Raw genomic sequence first — 12,029 nt, 5'->3', positions numbered from 1 at the left:
TAGATATTCTTTTTATGTATATAGATGGGGTTTTGATTATTAGAGAGAGTATTGCACGCCAGATCGCACTCTCACGGCACCTGGCCGCAATGGATAACTGTCTTTGCGGCGCAGTTCGCAGCGGTGAAACGCGGGGTTTGAGCCTGTTTCATTGGGTGATTAACGTGAGCTCGGTCACCCAAGGGACGGGAAAATGGAAAACCATCCACCAGAAAATGGCGTCTCACACCGGCATGAGAGAGCGATAGAGCAAACACTGGCAGACATGAACAGCGTCCTGCTTGAGTCGGATCTGTTTATGACTCGTCTGACGGTACAAGACCGGCGCTGGCAAAAAGGCAGAAAAAACGGGCATACGTTAAATTGGCGCTCTCTTTTTAAATATCATGCCCAAACGCCGATGAGTTTCGCTTTCGTCTATCGGCAAATGGCCAGCCCGCTGAGCCGCGCCGGCTTTTGCCTGTGCCGTTATCTCCAGGCAGAGAACGTTATCGAACTTGTCGCGTTGGAGAATTTCTCCCTGCGTGAAGCGCAACATCCCCTGAAAGGCAATATGCTGCGCAACTGCTTGCAGGTGCTGTATCTGTATGGCCTGAACCTGCAAGAGCAGAGGCTGACGCCGGTGCCTCCGCCGGACATACTTATCAGCCACGCAATCAATCACCGCGTGTTGGCGCTGTATACTCGTCAGGCCGCCTTTGAAGTAATACCCGGTACCATGACATGTAAAACCAGCTTCAACGCACTGAAAAAGTACATACAATCGCTGGAAAAGTACGGGGCCAAATGTGATAAGGTGCGTATAAATAACGAGCAGAAAGGAAGCCAAAATGGAAAATAAGGATCTGACCGACCCTACGCTCTCCATTCAAGAGCAAAAACGCATCGCCATCGAAATTTTGCGCCAACACCATCGCTGGGAGATGGCCAACCCGCGTCCGCCTGAAGAACTCCCGGAATGGGAAGCCATCGGCCCGTTCAGAAAAAGTAAACGTCACCTGATCGAACGTACCGACGACTAATCCCCCTTCCCTGTGGCTATCCGGCGGGGCCCAGCTGTCCGACTAAATCTGGTAGTCAATCACCGCATCCAGCTGCGACGAGAAGACCTTGTCCTTGATTTCGGTCAGCGACAGCGTCGGGTTGCACAGCTGGATAAAACGCCAGGCATAGTTGCGCTGCAGCTGACTGCGTTTCAGGCCCAGCCATACCGTATTGGGTTCAAACAGGTGCTCGGCGTTGAGGCTCACCAACCCGCGATCGCGCTCTTTTTCATACGACATGTCCGCCAGCACACCCACGCCCAACCCCAGCTCGACGTAAGTTTTAATCACGTCGGAATCCTGCGCACTGAGCGCGATGTCCGGCGTCAGGCCCGCCGCTTTGAACGCCGCATCCAGCTTCGCGCGCCCGGTAATGCCCTGACGGTAAGTGATCAGCGGCAAGGTACTGAGCATCTCCAGCGTCACCTGCGGCTGACGCGTCAACTCGTGCCCTTCCGGCACCAGAATGGTGTGATGCCAGCGATAGTAAGGGAACGCCGCCAGCGATTCGTCGCTCATCAGCCGTTCGCTGGCGATGCCGATATCGGCTTCGCCGGCGGCCAGCATCGAGACGATCTCCTCCGGGCTGCCCTGATTGAGCACCACCCGCACCCGCGGGTAAAACGCGCGAAACTCTTTGATGACCCCCGGCAGGCTGTAGCGCGCCTGGGTATGCGTCGTCGCGATATGCAGCTGCCCCGAATCGTTGCTACTGAAGACGTCCGCCAGGCGACGGATGTTATTGGCGTCGTTGAGAATGCGTTCCGCTACCACCAGCAGCTCTTTGCCGGGTTCGGTCATGCCCAGCAGCCGCTTGCCGCGACGAATGAATATTTCAATGCCCAGCTCTTCTTCCAGCTCGCGAATATGCCGGCTGACGCCGGACTGCGAAGTAAATAAGGTATTGGCGACCTCGGTCAGGTTGTAGTTGCAGCGCGCCGATTCGCGAATAATTTTTAATTGTTGAAAGTTCATCCCCGTCTCCCTGTTTCTTGCGGTAGCGTTTTCCATATTGATACGGAGTCCTGCGGGGCTGAACAAATAAGAAATAGCCTTTAGTTATGCAATTTAATACTAAGTGAATTATTTATCGTTACTCTTGGGGGATGACGACGGGGGAAAATGATGAATGGCTTTAAAAATAACGAGATAAATAACCACACAAAGAAAGCGCCTTGGATAATCATGCAGAATAAAGTTATTAAATAGAGGTATTAGATATATGAAAAAGGGCTCAGCGTGCTGAGCCCTTCACTGTTTGCCACCCTGCCAACGCCTCAGGCCGTGGCCTCCGCCCCGAAAGCGCCGGGCCGGTTCTGCTGCAACCATTGCTGTACATAGCGCACCAGATCGCCGATGCAATCATCCTGCATGCCGTGGTGCTTCAGCTCGTTATCCAGCGCAAACAGGTATTGCGCGTTGGTGCCCAGCGGGCCGCTGGCGCTGGCGATCAATGGCGCGATCACCTGGTGGCTGGTGTCTGCTTCAAACAGCGGGTGCTGCGCGTTCATCACGAACACCAGCGCAGTGACAACCTCACCGCCCTCAAGCTGCAGCTCACACCAGGTCGGCACGTAGCAATCGGTGATCATTTCGCGCTTCCACAGCAGCTCCAGCTCTTCGCGCAGCTTGCTTTCCGGCAGACGGAAAGCCAATCCGGTGGTCTGGCCGCCCTCTTTCAGCGCCAGCATGCGCCCCGGCTGATGCAGCGTGCCGCGCCCGGCGGTCAAGCGCATGCAGAACGCCCGGTGCCAGCCCTGCAGCATGGCAGGCCGCACTTCTTCCGATTCAAAAACCGGGTTCCACATCAGCGAACCGTAACCGAATACCCAAACCGGGCTGTGATCCGGCCGGCGCGATAACGTGCAATCCAACGAGGCTGCGCGCTGTTCAGGCGTCAGCAACAGCGACTCCTCAATAGCGCCGAATGCGGTTTTGCAATCCGCTTTTTGCAGAAAATCTCGCGTTAACACTGTTACAACCTCCCGGGAATACGATTTCTCGTCCTCCCTCGCCACTACTGAACCTTTGCAATTTTATTTTTAGGTGCGGAATTTTATTAATTCAATAACCGCGCCGATTAATAATGAACATATTCTTTTCCCGCCGCGCAATCAAGTTGCAAAGCGGTGTTAACGTGGAAAAGTATTTGTACTGAGCAGCAATAATATTAATTGCCGGGTTAGCATAACGTCTGCGCGATTTTATCAGGCCATAAAGCGTTACTTTTTGTGCCAACGCTCATCGTCGCCCTTGCGATAGCTTTGCTTGACCGCCGCCCAGGCCACCTTGTGCGCCGTCTCCTCCCGGCTGTCGTCACCGCGTCGGTCTTCAGGATCCCGGTATTGTTGCCAGGCGCTGTTGAACGCTTCTTTATAGATCGCCTGAGCATGGGCCGGCAGCACATGCTTCACATTGTCCGGCAAGTCGTTCGTGTCTTGGTATGGCATCACGTCCTCCCGTGCGTATTCCGTGAACCTTAAGCCTAGCTCACACGCCGTTGCGCCTCAATGAGCAAACAATTCTCATTATCAAACGGCATGATATACTCACCGCCAAACGAACTATAAGGAGATCCCCGTGACTACCGAAGCCCCTCGCTCACGCGCCCCCTACCTGATCGCCGTCAGCGCCGTACAGGACATTACGCCGCACCTGCGCCGCATCACCTTTACCGCACCCGTTCTGCGCTACTACCCGGCCAACGCCGCCGCTGCGCACATCAAGGTCTTTTTGCCGCTCGCCGGCCAAACCCAGCCGGATCTGCCGACGCTGACCGAAAACGGCCCCCGCTGGGCGGCGGACGCCGTGCGCCCGATCGTGCGTACCTATTCCATTCGCGCCGTGCGCCCGGAACAGGCGGAGGTGGACATCGAGTTCGCGATCCACGATCACCAGGGCCCGGCGGTCGACTTTGCGCGCCAGGCGAAGGCCGGCGATAAAATCGGCATCAGCAACCCGGGTGGCCCCAAACCGATGTTGCCGGCGGCCGATTTCTACTGCCTGGCGGGCGATCCCTCCTCACTGCCTGCGCTGGCCGCGCTGCTGGAGAATCTGCCGCCGCACAGCGCCGGGCGCGCTTTCGTCCGCGTCGACAGCACCGCCGACGTGATTGATCTGAGAAAACCGGCCGGCGTTGAGGTGAATTGGATCGTTGGCGGCACGGAGAATACCAACGACCTGATCGCCCGTTTCCGCGCACAATCCCTGCCGCAGGGCGAAACGCACTTCTGGCTCGCCGGTGAAGATCGCCTGGTGGTAGAACTGCGCCGTTACCTGCGCCGTGAACGTCAATGCGATCGTAATCGTCTTTATGCCGTACCTTACTGGCGTGAGGGGCTAAATGAAGAGGGTTACCACAATAAACGGCATGAAATCATGGATAATATTGACGACTAATGGCTGTATTTTCCTTTATTAACCGCATGCTAAATAAGTAAACACGACTTTTCTCATATCTAACGTTAAAAATTGGCGTTATTGCGTAAAAGTAAGTAAATAAAACCGCACCCCGTGCGGTTTTTTTGTTACCCTGATCACATAAAGCAAGCAATTGCTTTCTCAGATAAAAACAACATCACACCGGCGCCGTGGGTGTATCCTAATATAAAATACCTACTGGAAACGCAGAGTTGCCGCATCACGGCGACCGGCGCTGACGGGCTACGCTGTTTGAGAAGGAGTGCCACCCTCATGAAGTCGCAACACGATCCTGGCCGATCCACCAAATCTCGCCACACCGAATACTCGCTGATCTTCCCCATCGCCGCGCTGGTGGTGTTGAATCTGTGGAGCAGCACCACTTACTTTCCGCTGATCGTCGGCATCAATATTCTCGCGCTGGTGGGGATCCTCAGCAGCGCCTTCAGCGTGGTGCGCCACGCCGACGTGCTCGCCCACCGTTTGGGGGAACCCTACGGCTCGCTGATCCTCAGCCTGTCGGTGGTAATCCTCGAGGTCAGCCTGATCTCGGCGCTGATGGCCACCGGCGACGCCGCGCCGGCGCTGATGCGCGACACGCTGTATTCCATCATCATGATCGTTTCCGCCGGCCTGGTCGGTTTCGCGCTGCTGCTCGGCGGGCGCAAGTTCGCCACCCAGTACGTCAACCTGGGCGGCATCAAACAGTATCTGATGGCAATTTTCCCGCTGGCGGTGATCGTGCTGGTGTTCCCGAGCGCGCTGCCGGGCGGTAACTTCAGCACCGGGCAGGCGCTGTTGGTGGCGCTGATCTCCGCCGCCATGTATGGCGTGTTCCTGGTGATCCAGACCAAAACCCACCAGAGCCTGTTCGTGTATGAGCATGAAGACGACGATGGCGACCCGCATCACGGCAAGCCCTCTTCGCACAGCAGCGCCTGGCATGCCGCCTGGCTCGTCGTGCACCTGATCGCGGTTATCGCCGTCACCAAGTTCAACGCCAATCCGCTGGAAGGCCTGCTGACCAAGATGAATGCGCCGGCGCAGTTCACCGGTTTCCTGGTGGCGCTGCTGATCCTGTCGCCTGAAGGGTTGGGCGCGCTGCGCGCCGTGTTGAACAATCAGGTGCAACGCGCCATGAACCTGTTCTTCGGTTCGGTGTTGGCGACCATCTCCCTGACGGTACCGGCGGTCACCATCATCGCCACCCTAACCGGGCAGACGCTGATCTTCGGGCTGCAAACGCCGCATATCGTGGTGATGTTGACGGTGTTGCTGCTGTGCCAGTTGTCGTTCTCGACCGGCCGCACCAACGTGCTGAACGGTACCGCCCACCTGGCGCTGTTCGCCGCCTACATGATGACTATCTTCGCCTGATCAAAAAGGGGCGCACACCGTGCGCCCCTGTCTTCGTTATACCGAGAAGAATATCGCCGCGGCGATCCCCCCGAACAAAATCCACTTGATGATGTAATAACCGGTGCGGTTCCAGGCCTTCAGGCGTTTCCCCACCCGGCGTATCGCATAGATGTATTTGAACATCTTGTTGACGCCGCCGGTGCGATCGCCCTCTTCGTTCGGCGCGGTGGCGGCGCTCATCAGATTGCGCCCCAGCCAGTGGTTCACCGCCTGCGCCCAGCGGTAGCGCATCGGCCGTTCGATGTCGCAGAACAGGATCAGACGATTCTGCCCGCTCTGATTTTCCGCGTAGTGCAGGTAAGTTTCATCGAACATCACGCCTTCACCGTCGCGCCAGCTGTAGCGCTCGCCGTCCACCTCGATGAAGCAGCGGTCATCGTTGGGGGTAATCAGCCCCAGGTGATAACGCAGCGAACCGGCGTAAGGATCGCGGTGGCGCGGCAAACGGCTGCCGTCCGGCAGTTCGGCGAACATCGCCGCCTTGACCGAAGGCAGGCTGCGCAGCAGTTCCGTGGTCTGCGGGCACAGGGTCATGGCGGAAGGATGGCTGTCCTCATACCATTTCAGATAAAAGCGTTTCCAGCCGGTCTTGAAGAACGAGTTGAACCCGGCGTCGTTGAACTGATCGGACGCTTTGATCTGCTGGATCTCCATCAGCTTCTGTCCTTCGTCGCGGATGGTTTCCCAATTCTCCCGCAGTACCGCCAGCTCAGGGAACTGCTCCGGCTTCAGGTACGGCGTGGTCGGCACGCGGGAAAACAGGTACATAAAGACGTTCAGCGGTGCGGTAAAGGTGGAATGGTCAGACAGCTGTCGCCACACGTTGTAGCGAACCCGCCCGCGGTAATGCACATAGACGACGCATAAAATAAGCAAAATCAGAATGATATATTTCATGTTTGAATCGCATCAAGGAACTCACGCTCAATGCGCCGCGCGGCGCACACCCCAGATAGTGTCCTTTTGGCGGCGCACGCAAGTTGCGCGCCAATCTGGAACCCATTAATCATTAACGCTAACTCAACGAAAATCTATACAAAAAACCACAATAATTTACACAAAGGTTAAACGAGAGGGGAAATTGCGGAGATAAAAAAGGCCGCCGAAGCGGCCTTTCCATTAGCGGATAGGTTAACTGTAAGCGTTGAGCGTGCGCTGGCACAAAGCAGAGCGCACGCAGTCCTGTTTCTCAAAGCGGATAACGCCGATCATCTCGTCCTCTTCGAAACGCTCCAGCGCGTCGCTGAGGCCGGATTTCACGCCGCGCGGCAAGTCGCACTGGGTCACGTCGCCGTTGACGATAACCGTCACGTTTTCGCCCAGGCGGGTCAGGAACATTTTCATCTGGCTGGCGGTCACGTTCTGGGCTTCATCCAGGATAACGACCGCATTTTCGAAGGTGCGTCCACGCATATAAGCGAACGGCGCAATCTCTACCTTGCCGATTTCCGGGCGCAGGCAGTACTGCATAAAGGAAGAGCCTAAACGGCGCACCAGAATGTCATACACCGGGCGGAAATAAGGCGCGAATTTCTCGGAGATATCACCCGGCAAGAAGCCAAGGTCTTCATCCGCCTGTAAAACAGGACGGGTAACGATAATCCGATCCACCTCTTTATGGATCAGCGCCTCCGCCGCCTTGGCGGCGCTGATGAATGTTTTGCCACAGCCGGCTTCGCCGGTGGCGAAGATCAGCTGCTTATTCTCTATGGCTGATAAGTAATGACCCTGAGCTTCGGTTCTAGCCTCGATGGGTGAGCTATCGCGCTTGTCTCGCGCCATGCCGATAGACTCGACTCCCCCCATTTGCACCAGCGAGGTCACAGACTCTTCTTCCAGCTGGCGATGACTACGAGCGTCACGACGAATAACGCGTTTCGCTTCACGACGTGCTTTGATCACTGCTTTCTGTCTACCCATAGTGGCACCTTACAGTTTGTTTCACCTACCGCAACGGCCAGGCCGCGCGATTATGTTTCACACACGTATTAGGTTTTGGCCTCCTCCGAGCCAATAAGAGCCAAGGGACAAGGTGAATCGACGGCAACGCTTAAGCGCCGTGTCTTCACGGGACAACGCGGACTGCATTAAAAAACGTGGAGTAAAAAGTGATGAGGTTCGATAGCGATAAGAGTGCGGGGTTGCCGGTAAAAGAGAGTCGGAGAGAGAACCCTCGTTACAACGAGAAATCAGGGGAGATGTGTTATTTTTTCTTTCCAGCCCAACCAAGGACTTTAACATTAGCGATCCCCGCAGTGATATTTACAGCTTCAAGCTGTGCACCGTGTGAAAACTACCGCCAGATGATTACAGTATAATGACATTCAATCCTGCCGCGTTACTAAAATGTAAAAAAATTTTATATCTTTTGTTTTCAGTTAGCGCAAAAACACTATATCACGCTCGGCGCGTCATTCCAGAAAAATTTTTATCCTATTAATATCAATTAATTATAATTAAAAGCCGCGAATGACACTTTAGTTTCTCGATTAAAATTTGCACACCCCAAAGTCGGCGGGCCCTTCAGATTTTTTAATCCGCAGGCGACGGATTGAATTGAACTCCGTCGCTTAATGTCCCGCACAATAGGCAAGCCAACGTAAAACGAGGCGGAAGATCCCGCCTCGTCATTGCGTGCTCAGGCCTTGAGCAGGCCGCTGGCCAAATAGTCGCCGCCCTCTTTCACACCCGGCAATACGAAGAAGTATCCGCCGCCGATCGGCTTGATGTATTCTTCCAGCGCTTCGCCGTTGAGCCTTTTTTGCACCGTCAGGAATCCTTTTTCCAGATCGGCCTGATAGCAGACGAACAGCAGCCCCATTTCCAGCTGCCCGGCATTGGAAACGCCAAGGGAATAGCTGTAGCCACGCCGCAACATCAAATTGCTTTGGCTTTCCGGCGTGCGGGGGTTAGCCAACCGGATGTGCGCGTCCATCGGGATCACCTTGCCGTCGGGATCGTTCGCGTAGTTCGGCTCGTCATGTTCATGCTTCATGCCGAGCGGCGCGCCGCTGTGCTTTTCGCGGCCGAAAATGGTTTCCTGCTCCTGCAGCGGCGTGCGATCCCAAAACTCCACGCGGAAGCGAATAATACGCGCCGCCTGGTAGCTGCCGCCCGCCGTCCACGCCGGCTCGCCGACGTTGTCGCCGACCCACACCACCTTATCCATCAGCGGTTTGTCGTCGGTTTTCGGGTTGGCGGTGCCGTCTTTGAAGCCCAGCAGGTTGATCGGCGTCTCTTTGCCTTTGCTGCGCGCCGCATGCGCGGAGATAAACCCTTCGCGCTTCCAGCGCACGCTGAGCAGATCCGGCGAATGCTTGATGATGTCGCGCAGTGCGTGGATCACCGTTTCATTGGTGTTGGCGCAGATCTGCAGCAGCAGATCGCCGTGGCAAAGCCCGGCGTCCAGCGCATCGTTGGGGAAGCGGGTCATTTTCTGCAACCGCAGCGGCTTTTGCGCCTGCAGGCCAAAGCGTTCGTCGAACAGCGATGCGCCGATCGAGACGGTGATGGTCAGGTTGTCCGGGTAAATCTCCGGCCCCATGATCCCCGAATCGAGCGGCGGCAATTTGGCGTCCACCTCCGGCGCCTTGCCGCCGTGGGTCAGGAACGCGATGCGGTCGGTCAACAGCCGGAACAGGCGCTCCAGATCCGCTTTGCTGGTCGCCAGCACGTCGAACGCCACCAGCATCATCGCCGCCTGTTGCGGGGTCAGCACCCCGGCCTGATGGCGGCCATAAAACGGCTGTTTCTGCCAGCGCTCATCCTGCGGCGCCGCCAACGGCTCCGCCGCTTTGTCCGCCGCCTGCACCAGGCGGCTGCCGCCCAGCGCCAGCGCGCTCAGCCCCAGCCCCTGCAGCAAACGGCGGCGTGAAGGGGATGCCGCCTCCTGAGAGTGCGGGTGAGGCCCGTTATTCGGGCCTGCCTTGTTGCTCATAACCTTATGCCTCAGTCCAGACCCAATACGCCGCGCAGTTGGGAAAGGTCTTCCGCCAGCGTGGTGATCGGCCCTTTCAACGCATTGCGGTCGGCATCGGTCAGCTTCTCATAGGACTCATACCCCTCTTTGGTTTGGTACTTCGCCAAAATGGTGTCGACGGTTTTGAAGTTGGCGTCGATCTTGTCCAGCAGCGGCTTGTTGGCCTTGACCAACAGCGGGCGCAGCAGGTTGACGATCTTCTGCGCGCCGTCGACGTTGGCCTGGAAATCCCACAGGTCGGTGCGGCTGTAACGGTCTTCTTCACCGCTGATCTTGCTGGCCGCCACTTCTTCGATCAGCCCGGCTGCGCCGCCCACCACCTTGCTCGGCGGGAAGGTCAGTTCACTCACGCGCTTTTGCAGCTCTACGGTGTCGTGGTACAGGCGATCGGCATATTTGCCCATGTCTTTGGTGGAGTTGTCGGCAAACAGCGCCTTCTCCAGACGGTGGAAGCCGGTGAAGTTCGGATCCGCCGATTTCTTCTCGTAGTCGTCCTCACGGGCGTCAATGCTGCCGTCCAGATCGGAGAACAGCTCGGCGATCGGCTCGATGCGTTCATAATGCTGGCGGGTCGGCGCGTACAGCTTGCGCGCTTGCTCCACGTTGCCGGCCTTCACCGCGTCGGTGAACAGCTTGGTCTGTTTCACCAGCCCATCGACTTCTTTGATGACGTAGACTTTGTATTCGGCGATCGGGCCAACCAAGTCCAGCGCGTTCAGCTTGCCGTCGGTGGTGCCGTTGGCCGCTGCGGTCACGATCAATTTGCCTTTCGGATTGCTCAGCAGCCCGCAGGTCATGTCATATTCGCCCGCTTCCAGCGTGGCGGTCATTTTCTGGGTAAAGCCCGGCGCGATGTTCTCGCGCTCTTCCACCACCATCACCCCTTTCAGGATTTCCCATTCGACGTTTTTCTGGCTGGTGTTGTGCACCACAAACTGCGTCTTGCCGGCCGGGACCGTCAGCTGCATCGGTTCGCACTGCTTGTCGTTAACCGTAACCTTGACCTGCGGCACGTCCGCCGCCAAGGCGTCGATGCTCAGCGCAAACGCCGGGATAGCCAGTAATGCTGCGTGCAACGCCTTGCGGCGAAATAACGGAGTAGACATACGAGATTCCCTATTAAACATTAATGATTGATTTTACGTTGCGCCGGGGCCGCTGCCGGCTCCGCGCGCTGCGGCAGGAAAAAGAAAATCAGCGCCGGGATCAGATACAGGAAGTAGACCGCCACTTCGCTGACCGTCGGCGCTTCCTGATAACCGAGAATGCCTTCCAGCAGGGTGCCGAACAGCGAATGGGTCGACAGGGTGCTGCTGAAATCGAAGGCGATGTCCTGGAAGTGATTCCATAGACCGGCTTCGTGGAAGGCGCGGATCGCCCCGGCGGCCAGGCCGGCGGCGACGAACAGAATGAACAGGCTGGTCCATTTGAAGAATTTGGCCAGGTGCAGCTTCACCCCGCCCCAATAAATCATCATGCCCAGCACGATGGCGGCCACCAGGCCGAGCACCGCGCCGATCGGCGCCGCGGCGCCCACGTCTTGCTGGAACGCCGCCAACAGGAAGAACACCGACTCCAGCCCTTCGCGCGCCACGGCGAAGAACACCATCGCCACCAGCGCCCACCCCTGCCCTTTACCGGCGCTGAGCGCCTGATCGATCGCCCCTTCCAGATGCACCTTGACCGACTTGGACACCTTACGCATCCAGAACACCATATAGGTGAGGATCACCACCGCCACCACCGCCACGATGCCCTCGAACAGCTCCTGCTGTTTCTGTGGGAACTCGCCGGTGGTTTCATTGATGAAGATACCGAGCGCCAGACACAGCGCCGCAGCGACAATCACGCCGATCCACACCGCGCCCAGCCATTGGCTGCGCTGCGTGCGCTTCAGGTAGCTGGCGATCAGGCTGACGATCAGCGCGGCCTCCAGCCCCTCACGGAACATGATAAGAAAGGGAACGAACATAAATAATCACCCCTGAAAAGACCGCGGCGGCAGAGACGGTGCTTGCGAAATGAGCCGCGGCGACTATGTAAAGAAACGTAAAAACCAACGAGAGTGATTATCATTCTGCCAAGAATAAATACAAGAGGCATGACGGTGATTTTTTCTAATCAAATGTCGCCAGGTGTTACAGCCGGATGACGGCGATCGGCAGGCA

The 12,029-nt window shown here is 56.9% G+C and carries 12 protein-coding genes; 4 read left to right on the top strand and 8 right to left on the bottom strand.

Features of this window, described 5'->3' with window-relative positions:
* Positions 1-193: 193 nt before the first annotated feature.
* Positions 194-841, top strand: a complete 648-nt coding sequence (locus tag EKL15_RS14105; protein ID WP_100395647.1) for a hypothetical protein — start codon at positions 194-196, stop codon at positions 839-841.
* On the top strand, positions 831-1,022 hold the full coding sequence (locus tag EKL15_RS14100) for a hypothetical protein (protein ID WP_033634949.1): 192 nt from the start codon (positions 831-833) through the stop codon (positions 1,020-1,022). The genes EKL15_RS14105 and EKL15_RS14100 overlap by 11 nt, the downstream gene beginning before the upstream one ends.
* Positions 1,023-1,064: 42 nt before the next feature.
* Here EKL15_RS14100 and cbl read toward each other — a convergent pair whose 3' ends face one another.
* The 3 genes from cbl to chaB all read right to left on the bottom strand — a co-directional run bounded on the left by cbl (position 1,065) and on the right by chaB (position 3,493).
* Positions 1,065-2,018, bottom strand: coding sequence for an HTH-type transcriptional regulator Cbl (gene cbl / locus EKL15_RS14095; RefSeq protein WP_100395646.1), 954 nt, complete (start codon positions 2,016-2,018; stop codon positions 1,065-1,067).
* A gap of 302 nt (positions 2,019-2,320) precedes the next feature.
* Positions 2,321-3,016, bottom strand: coding sequence for a gamma-glutamylcyclotransferase (locus tag EKL15_RS14090; RefSeq protein WP_049202018.1), 696 nt, complete (start codon positions 3,014-3,016; stop codon positions 2,321-2,323).
* Positions 3,017-3,265: 249 nt separating this feature from the next.
* Positions 3,266-3,493 carry a putative cation transport regulator ChaB gene (chaB, locus tag EKL15_RS14085; RefSeq protein WP_049202016.1) on the bottom strand — a complete coding sequence of 76 codons (228 nt, stop codon included), beginning with the start codon at positions 3,491-3,493 and terminating at the stop codon, positions 3,266-3,268.
* 130 nt (positions 3,494-3,623) lie between these two features.
* Between chaB and EKL15_RS14080 the strand changes: the two genes are divergently transcribed.
* Positions 3,624-4,442, top strand: a complete 819-nt coding sequence (locus tag EKL15_RS14080; RefSeq protein WP_203089817.1) for a siderophore-interacting protein — start codon at positions 3,624-3,626, stop codon at positions 4,440-4,442.
* A gap of 294 nt (positions 4,443-4,736) precedes the next feature.
* A complete protein-coding gene (gene chaA, locus EKL15_RS14075) occupies positions 4,737-5,840 on the top strand; it encodes a sodium-potassium/proton antiporter ChaA (protein ID WP_060424093.1) in 1,104 nt (367 codons plus the stop codon).
* A gap of 36 nt (positions 5,841-5,876) precedes the next feature.
* Here the strand turns inward: chaA and lpxO are convergent, their stop codons facing one another.
* The 5 genes from lpxO to efeU form a co-directional block, all read right to left on the bottom strand.
* A complete protein-coding gene (gene lpxO, locus EKL15_RS14070; RefSeq protein ID WP_025303230.1) occupies positions 5,877-6,779 on the bottom strand; it encodes a lipid A hydroxylase LpxO in 903 nt (300 codons plus the stop codon).
* Between the two features lie 234 nt (positions 6,780-7,013).
* Positions 7,014-7,802: a phosphate starvation-inducible protein PhoH gene (gene phoH, locus EKL15_RS14065; protein WP_015378226.1), complete on the bottom strand. Its 789-nt coding sequence runs from the start codon at positions 7,800-7,802 to the stop codon at positions 7,014-7,016.
* Between the two features lie 718 nt (positions 7,803-8,520).
* Positions 8,521-9,819 (bottom strand): iron uptake transporter deferrochelatase/peroxidase subunit, encoded by a 1,299-nt coding sequence (gene efeB / locus EKL15_RS14060; RefSeq protein WP_100395645.1) that lies wholly within the window; start codon positions 9,817-9,819, stop codon positions 8,521-8,523.
* Positions 9,820-9,830: 11 nt separating this feature from the next.
* Entirely contained in the window at positions 9,831-10,967 is a 1,137-nt protein-coding gene (gene efeO / locus EKL15_RS14055; protein ID WP_100395644.1) for an iron uptake system protein EfeO, read from the bottom strand.
* Between the two features lie 20 nt (positions 10,968-10,987).
* Positions 10,988-11,833 carry an iron uptake transporter permease EfeU gene (gene efeU, locus EKL15_RS14050; RefSeq protein WP_060423658.1) on the bottom strand — a complete coding sequence of 282 codons (846 nt, stop codon included), beginning with the start codon at positions 11,831-11,833 and terminating at the stop codon, positions 10,988-10,990.
* Between the last annotated feature and the right edge of the window lie 196 nt (positions 11,834-12,029).

The sequence above is a fragment of the Serratia sp. 4542 genome, assembly GCF_016805595.1.
In the GTDB taxonomy this organism is placed as follows: Bacteria; Pseudomonadota; Gammaproteobacteria; order Enterobacterales; family Enterobacteriaceae; genus Serratia; species Serratia nevei.
The sequence above is the reverse complement of the archived record's forward strand: the minus strand, read 5'-3'. Positions and strand labels throughout refer to the sequence as shown.